Annotated in this window: 15 protein-coding genes and 1 tRNA gene; 4 read left to right on the forward strand and 12 right to left on the reverse strand. The window is 58.7% G+C overall.

The features are described 5' to 3' along the window. Positions 1 to 183 precede the first annotated feature (183 nt). The gene (locus K1Y02_05810; GenBank protein ID MBX7255857.1) at positions 184 to 1,857 is read left to right on the forward strand and encodes a hypothetical protein; all 1,674 of its coding nucleotides are present in this window, start codon (positions 184 to 186) and stop codon (positions 1,855 to 1,857) included. Between the two features lie 68 nt (positions 1,858 to 1,925). Here the strand turns inward: K1Y02_05810 and K1Y02_05815 are convergent, their stop codons facing one another. The 3 genes from K1Y02_05815 to trxA all read right to left on the reverse strand — a co-directional run bounded on the left by K1Y02_05815 (position 1,926) and on the right by trxA (position 3,925). Beyond that, on the reverse strand, positions 1,926 to 2,930 hold the full coding sequence (locus K1Y02_05815) for an aspartate-semialdehyde dehydrogenase (protein ID MBX7255858.1): 1,005 nt from the start codon (positions 2,928 to 2,930) through the stop codon (positions 1,926 to 1,928). A gap of 121 nt (positions 2,931 to 3,051) precedes the next feature. Beyond that, complete coding sequence (locus K1Y02_05820) at positions 3,052 to 3,435, reverse strand: thioredoxin family protein (protein MBX7255859.1); 384 nt, start codon at positions 3,433 to 3,435, stop codon at positions 3,052 to 3,054. Positions 3,436 to 3,604: 169 nt separating this feature from the next. Beyond that, a complete protein-coding gene (gene trxA, locus K1Y02_05825; GenBank protein MBX7255860.1) occupies positions 3,605 to 3,925 on the reverse strand; it encodes a thioredoxin in 321 nt (106 codons plus the stop codon). Positions 3,926 to 4,385: 460 nt separating this feature from the next. On the opposite strand from trxA, the gene K1Y02_05830 reads away from it, so the two are divergent. The 3 genes from K1Y02_05830 to K1Y02_05840 all read left to right on the forward strand — a co-directional run bounded on the left by K1Y02_05830 (position 4,386) and on the right by K1Y02_05840 (position 6,965). After that, positions 4,386 to 4,477 (forward strand) — tRNA-Ser (locus K1Y02_05830). A 35-nt stretch (positions 4,478 to 4,512) separates the two neighbouring features. Next, positions 4,513 to 5,556 (forward strand): glycosyltransferase family 9 protein, encoded by a 1,044-nt coding sequence (locus tag K1Y02_05835; protein ID MBX7255861.1) that lies wholly within the window; start codon positions 4,513 to 4,515, stop codon positions 5,554 to 5,556. A gap of 41 nt (positions 5,557 to 5,597) precedes the next feature. Then, entirely contained in the window at positions 5,598 to 6,965 is a 1,368-nt protein-coding gene (locus K1Y02_05840; GenBank protein ID MBX7255862.1) for a dipeptidase, read from the forward strand. Between the two features lie 42 nt (positions 6,966 to 7,007). Here K1Y02_05840 and K1Y02_05845 read toward each other — a convergent pair whose 3' ends face one another. The 9 genes from K1Y02_05845 to gspE all read right to left on the reverse strand — a co-directional run bounded on the left by K1Y02_05845 (position 7,008) and on the right by gspE (position 15,873). After that, positions 7,008 to 7,523: a hypothetical protein gene (locus K1Y02_05845; GenBank protein ID MBX7255863.1), complete on the reverse strand. Its 516-nt coding sequence runs from the start codon at positions 7,521 to 7,523 to the stop codon at positions 7,008 to 7,010. An 11-nt stretch (positions 7,524 to 7,534) separates the two neighbouring features. Continuing rightward, a complete protein-coding gene (pilM, locus tag K1Y02_05850) occupies positions 7,535 to 9,028 on the reverse strand; it encodes a pilus assembly protein PilM (GenBank protein ID MBX7255864.1) in 1,494 nt (497 codons plus the stop codon). Further along, positions 9,025 to 10,083: a type II secretion system minor pseudopilin GspK gene (gene gspK, locus K1Y02_05855; protein MBX7255865.1), complete on the reverse strand. Its 1,059-nt coding sequence runs from the start codon at positions 10,081 to 10,083 to the stop codon at positions 9,025 to 9,027. The genes pilM and gspK overlap by 4 nt, the downstream gene beginning before the upstream one ends. Next, positions 10,080 to 11,027, reverse strand: coding sequence for a prepilin-type N-terminal cleavage/methylation domain-containing protein (locus K1Y02_05860; GenBank protein ID MBX7255866.1), 948 nt, complete (start codon positions 11,025 to 11,027; stop codon positions 10,080 to 10,082). Before K1Y02_05860 ends, gspK begins: the two co-directional genes overlap by 4 nt. Continuing rightward, positions 11,024 to 11,662 (reverse strand): prepilin-type N-terminal cleavage/methylation domain-containing protein, encoded by a 639-nt coding sequence (locus K1Y02_05865; GenBank protein ID MBX7255867.1) that lies wholly within the window; start codon positions 11,660 to 11,662, stop codon positions 11,024 to 11,026. The genes K1Y02_05860 and K1Y02_05865 overlap by 4 nt, the downstream gene beginning before the upstream one ends. Continuing rightward, on the reverse strand, positions 11,659 to 12,384 hold the full coding sequence (locus K1Y02_05870; GenBank protein ID MBX7255868.1) for a hypothetical protein: 726 nt from the start codon (positions 12,382 to 12,384) through the stop codon (positions 11,659 to 11,661). Before K1Y02_05870 ends, K1Y02_05865 begins: the two co-directional genes overlap by 4 nt. Positions 12,385 to 12,461: 77 nt before the next feature. Continuing rightward, entirely contained in the window at positions 12,462 to 12,908 is a 447-nt protein-coding gene (gene gspG / locus K1Y02_05875; protein MBX7255869.1) for a type II secretion system major pseudopilin GspG, read from the reverse strand. A 27-nt stretch (positions 12,909 to 12,935) separates the two neighbouring features. Continuing rightward, on the reverse strand, positions 12,936 to 14,150 hold the full coding sequence (gene gspF / locus K1Y02_05880; protein MBX7255870.1) for a type II secretion system inner membrane protein GspF: 1,215 nt from the start codon (positions 14,148 to 14,150) through the stop codon (positions 12,936 to 12,938). 4 nt (positions 14,151 to 14,154) lie between these two features. Next, complete coding sequence (gspE, locus tag K1Y02_05885; protein MBX7255871.1) at positions 14,155 to 15,873, reverse strand: type II secretion system ATPase GspE; 1,719 nt, start codon at positions 15,871 to 15,873, stop codon at positions 14,155 to 14,157. Positions 15,874 to 15,881: the final 8 nt, after the last annotated feature.

The following is a 15,881-nucleotide window of genomic DNA, read 5'->3' on the forward strand; positions in this document are numbered from 1 at the left end:
TGTCCAGCGGAACGTTACTCTTGAACCGCTTGATGAGGCTGGCGGCGATGCCGTCGGCTGTGTGCCGCATTGGAAAGGGCGTTTGCATGGTGTAGACTTCGTGGGTGCATGAGGCCGTCTTCGCTCGCTCTGCTGCATCGGGGCGAGTTTCAACACTAGGCTGGGACAAGGGAGTAAGTTAGGGTGCCGTATCGCACGCTCGCACAACGCGTGGGCAATGCCGTACGCCTGGCGGAAGTGGTCCAGGTCTTGGTTCGCCATGGTTTCGCCGACCTGGTGCGGCGTCTGGGTCTTCACGAGGGGTTGCCTGCCAAAGTCCTGCACAGTCTCCGCCTCATAGAGGCGAACTCGGCCCCACCCGAGACGATTGGCGCGCGATTGCGCGAAGCGCTTATGGAGTTGGGGCCCACTTTCGTAAAGTTCGGACAGATTCTCAGCACGCGCCCCGACATCATTGGCCCACAAATCTCCGGTGAACTCAGCCAACTCCAGGATCGCGTGACCGCGTTGAGCTTTGCCGACATGCGCCTCGTGATCGAAAAGGAACTCGGCGGTCCGGTTTCATCGCTTTTTGCGGAGTTCGAGGAAACGCCCGTCGCGGCAGCTTCGCTCAGCCAAGTGTATCGGGCGCGCACCAAAGAGGGGCATCCGGTCGCAGTCAAGGTGCAGCGGCCCGGCGCGCGAAAAGTCATTGAATCCGATCTCAGCCTGCTGATGGGCATCGCGGAATGGGTCGGCGAACACGTGTCGGATGTGAAGTGGATGAACCCCGCGGGCATGGTAGGCGAGTTCGAACGGTCCATTAAGCGCGAACTGGATTTCACCATCGAAGCGCGGACCATCGATCGTTTCCGAGAAAACTTCGGCGCAACGGAAACCGTGTTCGTGCCGCTGGTTTACGACGCGTTGTCGAGCGCGCGTGTGCTCACCATGGACTGGATCGACGGAGTCCGTATCGACGATGTCAGTCAGTATGCCGAGCGCAACTGCGATCCGAAGACCATAGCGGCAATCGGTTGCGACGTGTTGTGCAAGCAGGTGTTCGAGTATCACCTCTTTCACGCCGATCCGCATCCCGGCAACGTGATGGTGACGTGCAACAATCAAATCGCCTTTCTCGACTACGGCATGGTGGGGCATCTCGAGAAGCACGATGTTCATACGATGGCCGACCTGTTGCACGCCGTGTTTAACGAAGACTCCGCGCGGTGCGTTCAGGCGCTGCTTGCATTCACAACTACCGGCGACGCGCCCGACGAACGGGCGCTCGAACATGAGATTGCGCAGTACCTCGCGTTTGAAGCGCAGGCCGTTCTCGGAAAAGCCGACATCGGCCGCGCGTTGGAACAGATCACGGGAATCTTGCAGCGGCACCAATTGCAGTTGGCGCCTCGTTTCTCGCTGTTGCTGAAATCGCTCGCAACGATTGAATCCACGGCACGCGTTCTCGACACCGAGGCCGATATGGTTCCGGTGATACGCCCGTACGTCGAGCGCATGGTGCTTAATCGTTTTGCGCCCCAGAACCTGGCCCTGGAGGGCCAACAAGGTCTTGCGTCCGCGATGCGGATGTTCCGAGAAATGCCCACCGATCTGCGCCACATCGTACGCATGATTCGCACGGGCAAGCTGCGCCTTCAAATGACCCACGAAGGATTCGAAACGCTCGCAAATGTGCTCGATCGCGCCAGCAATCGCATCGCGTTCAGCGTAATTGCCGGTTCGTTGGTGGTCGGCTCGAGTCTATTGCTTTCTACGGAAGCAGGCGCAAAGACCTTGGGGCTCGCGGGATTCATGATTGCCGCAGCGTTGGGGCTGGGCCTTCTCATTTCGATTATTCGATCGAAGAATTACTAGTCTGCAAAAGAAAACGCGCGCGAGGCTTCTCGTTCCTCGCGCGCGTTCTTGCGTTTGTTGTGTGGCGCTTACAGGACTTCGGCGATCTGCACGGCGTTTAGCGCGGCGCCCTTGAGCAGGTTGTCCGACACGATCCACATGAGAAGGCCGTTCTTGTAGGAAAGGTCTTCGCGGATACGGCCGACAAAAGTCTCGCCTCTTCCCGCGGCGCGCGTGGCCAACGGGTAGAGCTGCTTGGACGGATCGTCTTCCACGATCACGCCGGGCGCTTTCGAGAGAAGTTCGCGCGCCTGCTGAACCGTCAGCTTGTCGCGGGTGTCGATGTTCACGGACTCGCTGTGTCCCGTGTACACGGGGACGCGCACCGTGGTGGCAGCGACGCGGATCGAATCGTCGCCCATGATCTTCTTGGTCTCGTTGACCATCTTCATTTCTTCGGAGGTGTAGCCGTTGTCGCCGAACGCATCGCTCTGCGGGATCTGGGGAATGCAGTTGAAGGCGATTTGGTGCGGGAACACGGAGCATGCCGGCTCTTTGCCTTCGAGCACGGCGCGTGTCTGGGCGTGCAACTCATCGAGGGCTTTGATGCCCGCGCCGGACACGGCCTGGTAGGTGGAAACTACGACGCGCTCGATCTTTGCGGCGTCGTGGAGCGGTTTCAAGACGACGACCATCTGGATGGTTGAGCAGTTGGGGTTGGCGATGATGCCTTTGTGCCACTTGATATCGTGGGCATTCACTTCCGGCACGACCAGCGGCACTTCCTTGTCCATGCGCCAGGCGCTGGAGTTGTCAACGACCACGCATCCGTCTTTCGCGGCACAAGGGGCAAACTTCTTGCTGGTTCCACCGCCCGCGCTGAACAAAGCGACGTCCACGCCTTTGAACGAGTTTTCGGAGAGTACTTCGACAGGAATCTCTTCGCCCTTGAACGTAACCGTCTTGCCCTTCGAGCGTTCGGACGCGAGTGGCTTGAGCGACTTTACCGGGAAATTACGCTCTTCAAGGACGCGGAGCATTTGACGCCCCACAAGGCCGGTGGCTCCGGCGACAGCTACGGTTTTCGGTGTCATGGCGGTACACAATCCTTTCTGACTAATAACGGACCCTAGTTCTATGCCCGAGTATGCATACGGTCCCATGCGAAGGCATGGATGCCCGGTTCAACGCTACGTTGCGCCCCCTACTCCCCCATCAACCTTTCAGCAGCGCGCGCAATTCATCCGTCGAGTGATATCCCACTTCCATCCGAACCACCTTTCCTTCCCGAAAGATAAGAAGGGTGGGAACCGATTCCACCTGGTGCCGCTCGGCCAAATCGGGTGCCAAGTCAATATCCACGACGGCCACTCGACTTCCTTCCAAGGCGATCGTATTGACGTTGGGTGACATAGCCCGGCACGGGGGACACCACGTTGCGTAGAAATCCACCAATACGGGCTGCCCCTGCGCCTCAGCCACGAATGCGTCCAGTTTCTCCGCGGAGTCAATCTGCGTAACCGATTGAGACCACTCGACTTTGTTTTCCACGACGGTCTGCGCAATCCCGAAGGCCAGCAGACCTCCAATTACAGCCATGGTCACGGGGTCGTGGTAGAAGACGGTACTTTTTCGCGGAGCGTCGCGCCTCAAGAGAAGGGCGAGGGCCGCGCCAAGTGCCACACCGAGTACTGCTATCGCTAGTTTCGCTGGCATGTCTTCCACGTTGCCGGCTCAGTCCGGCGCGGGCCACCCGGCTGCAAGGACGTCAACCTACGGCGCTGTCGATCGCGGCTTTCAAATCGTTCTTCTGCGTCACGCCGACGAAACGCTTCGAGATCTGCCCGTCTTTGAAGACGATGAGCGTAGGAATGCTCGAGACTTCGAATTTCATGGCCAGATCCGGCTCGTTGTCCACGTTCACTTTGCGGACCTTCGCCTTATCGCCGTAGTCCTTGGCCAGATCGTCCAACACCGGGCCCATCAAGCGGCACGGTCCGCACCACTCCGCCCAGAAGTCCACCAAGGTTACGCCAGCCCCGACCGTAGAATCGAAGTTGCCCGCCGTCAGTTCAAGAGCACTGCTCATCAGATTGCCTCCTACACGTTCCAGTGGGGTTCGCCCCTGCCGTTCTGGAGGGGTTACGCCTTCGGCATTGTATCCGTTTGATGCGCAAAGCCACCGCCTCGCCGGGGCTGCCGGCGAAATGGCCTCCGCCAAATGGACACCGATTATACCTACAAGCGGATTGAACCCGCAATTTTACCTTTTCCGGCGTGTCGCACGTGTTGACGGGTGCATTTACCGGGCGGTCAGGGCAATCTCGGGAGCAGCACGGACTCACACGGACAGGCACGGACAGGCACGGATGAGCATGGACAGGCATGGACGGAATCCGAATCTTCGCTCGCATCTGCGCACCCGCACAGCCGTCCTAAAGAAACTCATTGAATTCAGCCTTATCCAACGCATAAAATCAGGAGTTTTCTGCTAACCATGGATTCGCTTAGATCGGGTGCCGTTGGCGCCCGCACGCATCCACAACCGCGGAGAGATGGCCGAGTGGTTGAAGGCGCACGCTTGGAAAGCGTGTGTACTCTTAACGGGGTACCGCGGGTTCGAATCCCGCTCTCTCCGCCATCTTTATGCCTTAACCGGTGGGACAAGCGCTGCCTATGATGGGAGGCGCTCCGCACATCCTGATTGTCCGGCTCAGCGCCATTGGCGACGTGGTGCGCGTGTTGCCCGCACTGCAAATCATCCGGCAAGCCTTCCCGTATGCCCAAATCGATTGGGCCGTTGAACGGAAAGCCGTTTCGGTGCTGGAGGGACATCCCGCGTTGGATGCGCTGGTTGTTTTCGACCGGCCATCCGCCACTGGAAAGGCCGTCCGGGAATTCTATACTTTCTGCCGCACCATACGCCGGTCGCGCTACGACATCGTGCTGGATTTTCACGGCATTCTTAAGAGCGGTCTGCTGACCGGCTACTCGGGCGCCAAGCAACGTATTGGCTTTGCCCGGCCCAGGAGTCAGGAAGGCAGCAGCCTGGTGACCAATCAGAAGGTGCGGCTTCCTCATCAGCCGATTAACCGCGCCGAGGAAAACTTGTTGTTGTGTTCGGCCTTGGTGCCGAACAGCGAGTGGCCGAGTGTTTCGATCCACGTGCCCCACGATGCGCGCGAGGTAGTGGACGAATTTTTCGAACGGGCATTCGACGGCAACAAGCGGGTTATTGCAATGCATGTGCCGGTGGACCGCCCGGAAAAGCAGTGGCCATTCGAACACTTCGCCGCGCTCTCGGATATGCTCATCGCGGACGGGCGGTTCGACGTCGTGTTGACCTGGGGACCGGGCCAGTTCGATTCCATCGAACGGGTGCTCGCCCACACCAAACGCCGGCCCATTGTTGCGCCTGAAACAACAGACTTGAAGCACTACGCGTGGCTTGCGTATCGGGCATCGCTCTACTTCGGCGGCGATACGGGGCCGATGCACATCGCGGCAGCGATGGGAACGCCGGTAGTTGCCGTGTTTGGAGGAACCGACCCGGTTCGCCATGCTCCATTTCGGATGCCGCACATTGCGCTGATAGCGGGAGATAAGCCCGGGTCGCTCGCGGAGAGCCCCGGTATGCTTCGTGCCGTAACGCCCCAAATGGCGTACGAGGCGTGTGTAAAGCAGGCGCTCGCCGACACGCGGACCCGGCGAATCGACTAATGCATCTCGCCGGCGCCATGCCGGCATTACGGGAGGAAGCCGTGAATCAGGCTATCGACTATGCGCGTTCGAACAGCGAGCGTTACCTTGAGGAATTCAAAGCGCTGCTGCGCGTCCCGAGTGTATCGACGCTGCCGGAGCATAAGGACGATGTGGAGCGTACGGCGCGGTGGCTTGCGGTAGAGTTGCAGCGCGTAGGTATTCCGCACGTCGAGATTCTTCCCACGGCGGGCCACCCGGCTGTCTTTGCCGAGATTCCCGGGCCGAAGGGCTCGCCAACCGCACTCGTCTACGGGCACTACGATGTGCAACCGGTCGATCCTGTTCACGAGTGGGTGTCTCCGCCGTTTGAGCCAACGGTTCGCGGCGACTACTTGTTTGCGCGTGGCGCATCCGACATGAAGGGACAGATCTTCGCGCAGATCAAGGCGATGGAAGCGCTGCTCAAACATGGCTCGGCCCCGTGCACGATCAAGTACCTCATTGAGGGCGAAGAGGAAATCGGATCGCCCAATCTGGGTTGGGTGGTTGATACCTATATCGACAAGCTGCGGTGCGATTTCGTGCTCAATTGCGACGCGGGTATTCACAAGCCGGATGTTCCCGCAATTACGTATTCGCTTCGAGGTCTCGCATACTTCGAAGTGGAGGTGTTCGGGCCGTCGAAGGATCTGCATTCGGGTTTGTTCGGAGGCTCCGTGCACAATCCCGCGCAAGCGTTGTGCGAACTCATTGCGGGGATGCACGACGCGGAAGGCCGCGTGACGCTTCCCGGGTTTTACGACAAAGTGCGCGCGTTGGACATTGAGGAACGCGAGGCGTTGGCGAAGTTGCCGCATTCCGACGAAGAATGGAAAGCGATGACGGGAGCGCCGGCTTTGTGGGGCGAGAAAGGCTACACCACGATCGAACGGGTGGGCGCGCGGCCGACACTTGAGGTCAACGGCATTCTGAGCGGGTTTACGGGCGAAGGCTCGAAGACCGTGTTGCCCGCGAAGGCCATGGCGAAGATTTCCACGCGTCTGGTCGCGGACCAGGATGGTGCGGAGGTTCATGCGCAGTTGTGCGAGTACCTCAAGCGGAACGCACCGCCGACCGTCCGATGGGAAGTGCGTGAATTGACGCACGGCAAGGGTGCGATCATGGATCGTCGTTCGCCGTGGATGCAGAAGGCTGTTGCAGCGCTGGTTACAGTGTTTGGCAAAGAGCCCATCTTCAAACGCGAAGGCGGCAGCGTGCCCGTCGTGAGTCTGTTGCAGCAAAAGCTCGGGGCGGACTCCGTTATGCTGGGTTTTGCGCTGCCGGACGATGGCATTCACGGGCCAAACGAGCGTCAACACCTACCGACGTTCTACCGCGGTATCGAAACGTATATCCGCTTCCTGAGTTCCCTGGGAACGGCGGACTGACGCAAAAGCGCCACGTTGCGCTCGGGGAGTGACTGGTCCGCCTTACACTCGGGGCGAGACGAAGGTCATGCTGCAATCAAGCCCTCTGGAGTCCTTCGCCGGACGGATGAAGTCGACCTTGTCGAGAATGATGAGGTAGTCGTTGGCGTAGATGCGATACAGGACTTCCACGAGCTCCTGCCTATTGACGCCGTTTAGGCGCAGTTCCACGGCTGACACCTTGCTATCGGTTGGCGAGGCGGCACCGAGTTTGCTGGCGATATCGGCGCGCGACCCAAGGGACAACGCCTTCACAACGCCGTCGATATGCGACCACAAGTCGAATCCGCCTTGCTGCACGATCATCTTCTTGACCGAATCGACTTGTTGCCGCGCGGTCTCGATTTCCGCGCTCCAGAGTTGGGCCTCTTGCAGGCGGAGCTTCGCGGCGCTGAGCTGAGTGGCGGATCTCCGGTACTTTTCCAAGGGACCCTGGCTAACCAGAAACAGCACGATGAACAGCAAGGCCATCGCGCCTACTCCCAGGAAGACTTTTTCTCGTTGTTGAAGCTTTGGCATGAATTTCCTCGTCACAAGCTCGCGGTGAAAGTGAATAGGGTCTTTCCCAATTTCTGTGAACGAACCGGCTCGTCTTCGACGTGCAGAATGGCAGACTGTTTTAGACCCTCGAAGATCTGTGTGAATGCCTGAGTGTCCAGCAACTCGCACGACACCGAGACCATTCGCTTCTGCCCGGTTGACGGTCTAATCTTGACTTCGGTTACAAGCACCTTGTCTTGCGGAAGTTTCTCGCTCAGTTCTTTCAGAATGTCCAGCAACGGCGGTCTGGATAGCATGTCCGCGGAGATTTGCGATCCTGCCTTGGAAGTCTCTTCATACTCGCTGCGGAATAGTTCCGCCGTCTGTATGCCTCCGAGATCGTTTGCAGCACGGCCGCTCTTGACACTTTCGGAATTGGGGAACGACTTCGCGTACAGATCCCAAATCTGATCGCCAATCTGCTTAACTTCGGCCATGTTCTTGCGGTAGTCAACCACGCAGTAACCGACATAGCCAGCGACGACCAGCAGCACCAGGACGGCGGAAAAGACTGCGTGTAGTATGAGTCCGCGCCTGCCCCCGGGAGCTGCGAGTTCGTCCTTGCGGAATTCGAACGCAACACCACCGCCTGCCGCGGAGACGGACACGCCAATACAGGGCAGCCAGGCATCGACATTACTTTCCGGAAGGCAATTCGCGCCCTTGATTGACTCACCCAAGTCTTCGAAAACAACGGGCGTCTGCACTACAGAACAGAAGGCGTCGCGGTCAGCCGGATCCGGCGAAATACCAGTCACGGTCAGGTCTTCCAGAGGCGATTCACTCTTCCAATTCGCAAGGAACGCACGGATACAGTTCTGGACTTCGCGGGCCGCCGCGCCGGGGTCTTCCTGAAATCGCTCGGGCGTGAACGTCAATTGGCGAAAGTAGGCCAGCGCTTTGTTGTACGTCACGCTGAAGATTGCGCCTGTACCGAGCAAGTGCACTTGTGCATGCAAACCGGAATTGCTCTTGCGCGAGGAAAGCCACATTGTCGATAGACCGGCGACATCGAGGTTGATGCTTTCAATCTCGACGCCGGCGGCATCGGCAATGGCGACATGCTCTTCCAGCATGGCCCGGCGCACGCCTACCGCGAGCACCTCGGTCTTGCCGTCTACTTCGCGGATTGCCCCGAAATCGACGATAAGTTCATCGATGGGAAATGCGAGAAAGGGTTCCAACTCAAATGGCACCGCGGCGGCGACGCGGGTATGCCCGCGGAAGGGAACTGTGATGGTGCGCGCCACGGCGCTCTGGCAGCTTTCGCAGAGCACAAACAGAGACGGCTTCGATTTGATTGCGCCAACGGCTTCACGCAGCGCCTGCGCAACGGCCTCCGTACGCTGCGACTCGTCCGCGTAGACGGCGCGCGCGGAGTGCGCCTCCAACACCGTGGGGCGCGCCCCACCGGTCTTGACCACGACGACTCGAACGCCGTCGGCGTCAAGCTCAACACACCCGATTTTTGCTGACAACTTCACCGGACTTCTCTCCAATCCAGAATACGAAACCCATCGGGACCGCCCTGAGTGTCTCTGCGAACAAATGCTTCGATGCGGACCTTGCTGCGGCCCGACATCCCGTTTCCTTGTATACGAAATGCGCTACTGGCGATTACAAAGGGACGAAACTGCACTTGGCCTTCTTCCTCGCGGGGTTGTTGAATGCCGCGCGTCTCGAGATCGGACATGGACATGAAGGGCGCCGTCTCGCGTTCTTCGAGAATGATGTCCGCGATACCGGGTTGTCCGATGGCCTCGCCGACGGCCACCAAGAGCTCGTGCTGCGCGGTATTGGCATTGACGCGCCCGCTTCGGTGCCCATAGACCGTCAGCAGCTCCGTCAGCGGCAACTGGTCAACGGTGCCGTTGCCGAAGAAGAGTTCAGGAGTGATGCCGCGGACCAGCAACAGTTCTTCAACCGAACTCATGGGGCCGTTCTTCGCGCGGTAGGGTACGGGCATCTGCTGATAGTAGTCCGATTCGGCTCCCATCGGCTGGGGATCGTCGTCTTCGTCCAGCCAATCGATGATCGCATCGACAACGCTGGGGTCGCCTTGGCGCGCTTCAATCAAACGCCGCAGAATCTCTACAACGTCTTCGCGTGGTTCCTGCGCGCGCGAGTTGAAAAGCGCGTTGAGATTCAGCTTGCCGAATTCGTCTTCGATGGAGCATTGCATCACGCCGTTGTTGATCTTCTGAAACGGAGTGCCCAACGCCCACACCTCGTCCAGGCTGTCGTACAATTCGGCGCCCTGGCGCTCCGACTCGCTGCCGCTGTCTTTCTTCGTGTCGTTTTGCTGCCCGGTCACTCCCAGGATGAGATCCTGGATGAGGAGGGACATGCCCGATGCGACACCGGATTTCGCGGCTATCAGCGCGTCGAAGTCATTCACGTTTGCCGAGACCTGGGATGTCTCGACCTGCGTCTCGTAGGTGAACTCAATGACCAGGGCCATCAATATCGCCACAAAAAGCAACACGATCAGGAGGGCAATCCCCTCTTGTCCTTTTCTGCTTCGGGTGTGCGCGGTCATTGCTTACTGTCCCCAACTCCCCTGCGGGCACGCTCCATGTCTCGCTGTGTCACAGGGTCGCCTACGCCGTAATCGCGACCAGGGTCATAGTTGGGATCGCCGGGTTTCGGTATGCCTTGCTCGTCGAGCTCCGACATCTCTTCGAACGAGCTGATGCTTCCTCCGTCCGCGGTCCGACCCAATCCGATGGGTAGCGGAACGACCACTTCAAAATCCGGTTCGTCGACGATACTGAAACGTTGTTCGGCTTCCTCGGCGAGTTGCGCTTCGGTTCGCGCAAAATTGATCCGAACGCGAATACACCAGGGCATCATGCCCAGCGCGGACGAGTCCCACTCGGGTTGCCAATCGACTCCATCGTAGTATGAGATGTCCAGTGTACGAATCGGAACCGACCAGGAGGGAGCCTTCTCAAGCGGATTGGAGACGTCCTCGCGCTCGATCAGGGAATCTTCGGTAACGATTCCCCCGGTTTCATCGTCAAGTTCAACGACATTGCTCGCGACCAACGGTGTTTCAACGGCTTGAAGTTTGCGCTGTGCCATATCCAGCGTGTTGAGCACATTGGCGTTCATGGCGCTGGTGTCTGCGCCGAGCACATCGTAGCGCACTTCCTTGAGGTCGCCGGGCAACCCGGTTCCTCCGACCAGCGGCGCCATGGAAACAAAACGCAGGGAGTCGGCGGGGCCATCGGGACTCTCCTGGTCCATTCCCACAAGACGGAACAACGGGTCGCGTTGATCGCGATCGGTGTGCAGCGCGGAAAGATTGGTGCGAAGGCTGCGTTCGAGGAATTGGCGCAAACGCATTTCTTCGGCACTCACGCGGGTAGCGGCCATCGTTGTCGTGACGCCGGAGAAACTGGCATAAATCGCGGCCACGACGATCACAAGTATTGACGTCGCGATAAGCACTTCTATCAGGGTGAAGCCGCGAGTCTTCATTCTTGCGCTCCTGGCAATTTGAAGTTGCCAGATTGCATCTGGCGGCGAATGTTTGCCGGGATTTGGCCCAGATTCGGCATGTTGCCGCCGTTCTGGCGTATCAACTCTTGCAGTTGCTCTTGCGTCATGCCGCCGGGGAGCTTTCCTCCGCCGCCCTGTTGCATAAGCTGCTGCATTTGCTCTTCCGTCAGCGCGCCCTGCGCCTGGAGACCTTCCAGGAGCGTCTGTGAATCCCTGGTCATCACAAAGATCTGGCGTTCTCGCGTTTCCTTCGGACCTTCCACGCGCACCATGACATCGTACAATCCGGGGAAGCTTTCGCCCACGAGCTGCGCTTCGAACGAGTAGGAGAAGCCGGGATAACGGCGCCCAAATTCCTGGCTGTCGGAGAGCTTGGCGGTAGCCACGGACAATTCGGCGTAACCGATGGCCTCTGACATGAGGTTGCGCATCTGAACTTCTTCGCGAAGCGTATCCTGCGCGCGCAACGAACCGTAGTGCGCCTCCAACAGCACGAAAATGGCTGTTCCGAGCACGGCAAGCGCAATCATGACCTCTACGAGGGTAAAGCCCGCGGAACCGCACGCGCGAATTGTGTGGAGTCGTTTGAGATTGAAGGTTCGCGTCTTGCTCATACCGGCTGCTCCTTGCCGCGCCGCAGGTGGGAGTTTCCAGTAATGGGGTCCCACGTGACGGTGACGTATTCGCCGGACGCGTCGCGAAGCGTAAAGACGACAAACTCGTTGAGCCCGGCGGGAGTCACTTCGATCTCGACTTGGCCTTGCGTGTAGTCCACCGTTCCCACCCGAACCGATTCGATAACGACGTCGTTCGGCAACACCGTGCGTTGAAGCAGCGAAGTGACCACTTCTTCCCGGTCGTCTTCTTCGTCTTCGTCCAGCTTGAATTCTTTGTCGAACAAGGGGCCCACGTCGGAAAGGATGGAGTTGCGATTGACCGTGCGCGCGCGCGCCTCCAACGAGCGCATGAACGACCGGTCGAACTGCGCCTTCACCTGAAGCGCGTAGTCGGACATGGCGTCGCCGTTTTCTGTGGCGAGCGCGAGCAAATCCTCAACAGTGGGATCCGCGGGCAGAGCCTGTTCTGCATTCTCCTGGCCCGAGTCGTCGAAAAGCTTGTTGGTTTCTTCGAGCCAACGAAGTGTGAAGTATTGCTGGGTCTGCAGATCGACAACGACAGTCGCACTTTCCTGTTCAAGCGCGGTGTAGGCGGTGACAGAGCGCCCATAGCCCGCGACATGTCGGGCAGCCGAATCAAGTTGGCCAAAGGCGAGCGCCACCGACAGGCGCGGCATCGCGATAGCAATCGCCATGGCAATGATGCCGCAGACAATCACCAGTTCGATAAGTGTGAAGCCCAGGTCTCGACGCGACTTCGTGTTCCATGACGTCGAATCGGCCCGCGCTTCGCAAGCTACTTTTGCGCCTGAAGGTTCCAGCTTTCGATGTCCGTGTTGTATTCGGTGCCGCCTGGTGCGCCATCAGCTCCAAATGAGACAACTTCGAAATCGTGCCCTTTTGTCCCTGGGCACGTGTATTGATACGGATTGCCCCACGGATCGCTTGGCACGTTGTCTTCATTCAAGAAGTTCTGCTTTTCGTTGCTCACGAGCGCTTGCAGTCCTTCGCTGGTACCGGGATAGCGTCCGAACTTGAGTTTAAACATGTCGAGCGCGGTGCGAAACGAGTGAATCTGAGTTTGGGCCGCTCGCACCTTGGCATCGTCCGTGGCGCCGATCATGCGCGGAACCACTACAGCCATGAGCAAACCAAGGATCACGATTACGACCATCAATTCGATGAGCGTGAATCCTTCCCGGTTCGTGAGCCGCTTTGCGGAGGTGTTTGTCGCGCCGTTCATGATTTCATCTCCTTTGCCGGGCCGCCACTAAACGCCCGAACTCATTTCGAAAATAGGCAACAGGATGGACATGACCAAAGTTCCTACCAAGGCGCCCATCACCAATATCATCATCGGTTCTAACAGGCTGACGATGCCGTTGACCGTCAGTTCGATGTCTTCGTCGTAGGTATCCGCGACCTGCGTCAACATGCTCTCCAACTCGCCGCTTCGCTGGCCCAGTTCGATCATGTGAATCAACATGGGCGGGAAGTAACCCGTCTCTTGCAGTGGCGTGGCGAGATCGCGGCCCCGGCGGACGCTGCTTTTGACGTCGTCCATCAGTCCCTCGATGACGCGATTCTGCACGACCGTCTTCACGACATCGAGCGCGGTCATCATGGTAAGCCCGCTTTGCAGCATTGTGCCCAGCGTGCGCGCGAAGCGCGCGCTGGTCATCTTCACGTAGAGCGGACCAAGCAGAGGCAAGCGAAGTTTCAGCTTGTCCCATTTGAGACGGCCATCCGGGCGCGATACCCACATGCGCCAGAGCACGTACGAGCCGATCGCGGCGGCAATAATCAGTATCCACCAGTCCTTGATGAAGTAACAGGTGCCCATCATCACTTTGGTGATGGTGGGTAGTTCCCGATCCTGTTTCTCAAAGATTTGAACAATCTTGGGGACAATGAAGGCCATTAGAAAGGTCACGACGCCAAAACCGACGAAGGCCATCAGCACGGGATACGCGAGCATGGATGTTATCTTGTGCTTCATGCGGACGTTGCGCTCGGTAATGTCGGCCAAGCGCGCCAGCACGCTTTCGAGCGCGCCGCTCGATTCGCCGGCGCGAATCATGTTCACGAAAAGCTCCGAGAACACCTTCTGATGCGACGCCATCGCGTCGGCAAGCGAAACGCCTTCGTTGACGCGGTCGCGAACGTCGAAAATGATCTTGCGCAGGCGCGGGCTGCTGGTTTGCGCGATGAGCGCCGTGAGCGCTTCGACCAGCGGCATGCCCGCCTTGAGCAGCACGGCAAGTTGGCGGGTCATCAGCGCGAGATCGCGTTGGCTGATGCGGGACAACCCCGCGCCGCGCTCTTCGCGGCCCGTCGCGCTCTTCTCGAACGTGGCCTCGATGCGTGTCGGATGCAGTTCCTGTTCGCGCAATTTGCGGCGCGCGGCGGCAGGCGTGTCCGCGTCGATGGTTCCACGCACCGTCTTGCCGGTCTTTGCCAGAGCTTGGTATTCGAAAACAGCCATGAGACTAGTCCGTCACCTCGAGAAGGATGTCATCACGCGTAACGCGCAAGACCTCCTCGATGGTTGACACACCCTGGAAAACCTTGGCCGCGCCGTCTTCGCGAAGCGTGCGCATGCCTTCCTTTTTGGCTTCGCGCTTGATGACGTTCGAGTCGGCTCCGCGCACGGTGAGGTCTTGGATTTGCGGTGTCATCACCAGGAGTTCAAAGATTCCCGTTCGTCCGTAGTAGCCGCGGCCTTGGCACTTCTCGCAGCCCTTACCCCGGTAGGCCACGCGGCCCTTTGCGGTATCGCGCGGGATGCCGAGCTCAAGGAGGCTCTCCAGTTCGGGTTCGTACGGCTCTTTGCAGTGTTTGCAGATATTGCGCACCAGGCGCTGCGCCATGATCGCAATGGTGGACGAACTGACCAGGAACGGTTCGATGCCCATGTTCACAAGACGCGTGACGGCGCCGGCGCTGTCGTTCGTGTGCAGCGTGGAGAACACCAAGTGACCTGTCAACGAAGCCTGAATCGCCATGTCGGCCGTTTCGAGGTCGCGGATTTCTCCGATAAGTATGACGTCAGGGTCTTGGCGCAGGATGCTGCGCAGTCCGGCGGCAAAGGTCAGGCCAATCTTCGGACGTACTTGAATCTGACCAATACCGGCCATCTGATATTCAATAGGGTCTTCGACGGTGATGATGTTCTTGTCGGAAGAATTCACGCGCTGAATGGCTGCGTACAGCGTGGTGGACTTTCCGGAACCGGTGGGTCCCGTGACAAGCAGGATACCGTGCGAACTTTGAATCAACTTGTCGAACAGGCCGTAGTCGTGCGGATCCATACCGAGTTGTTCGAGACTGAACAGGAAGTTTCCCTTTTCCAGGATACGCATCACAACGCGTTCGCCGTAGGCAACGGGGATCACGGACACACGGATATCGATTTCTTTGCCGCTCAGACGAATCTTGATGCGTCCGTCTTGCGGGAGGCGGTGTTCGGCGATGTTGAGATTCGCCATGATCTTGATGCGCGATGTAATGGCCGCCTGCTGCGACTTGGGCACCGTTAGCTTCTCGTAGAGCACACCGTCGATGCGGTACCTGACGCGCACGTCGCGTTCAAATGGCTCTACGTGGATATCCGAAGCGCGTTCTTTCACGGCGCCGGAAATCAACAGATTGATGAGCTTGATGACGGGCGCTTCGTTGGCCAGATCGAGCAGGTCGCGTTCGGAATCGAGCGCATCCAACGTCGCGACCTCGCCTTCGTCTTCGTTTCCCGATAGGACGATGGTATCGATCATGTCGCGCGCATTCTCGCCCTGCTGATCGAAGTAGCCGTCAATTACCGCTTGGATCTCTTCGTCGCGGCACAACACGGGAAGCACGGGGCCGCCTAGTAGCAGCCGCAGATCGTCGAGCGGCAACAGGTTCACGGGGTCGTTCAGTGCGACGTAGAAAGCCGTGCCGTTCTTTCGGAAGGGCACCATGCGGTATTCACGAATGAAGTTGATGGGGGCCTTGGTCGAGAGCGAACTATCGAGCTGACCCTTGATATCGCGCTCGAAGGGAATGGCAAATTGCCGGCTGAGCGCTTCGAGAACGTGGTCCTCCTCCACGTACCCGAGATCCATGAGGATTTCGCCGATACGTTTGGGCCGGATCTTCTGCAGTTCGAGCGCCTCGGCAACTTGCTCCTGATGGACATGACCCAATTCCAACAGGATCTCGCCGAGCAATAGCGCTC

This window comes from Candidatus Hydrogenedentota bacterium (genome assembly GCA_019695095.1).
GTDB lineage: Bacteria > Hydrogenedentota > Hydrogenedentia > Hydrogenedentales > SLHB01 > JAIBAQ01.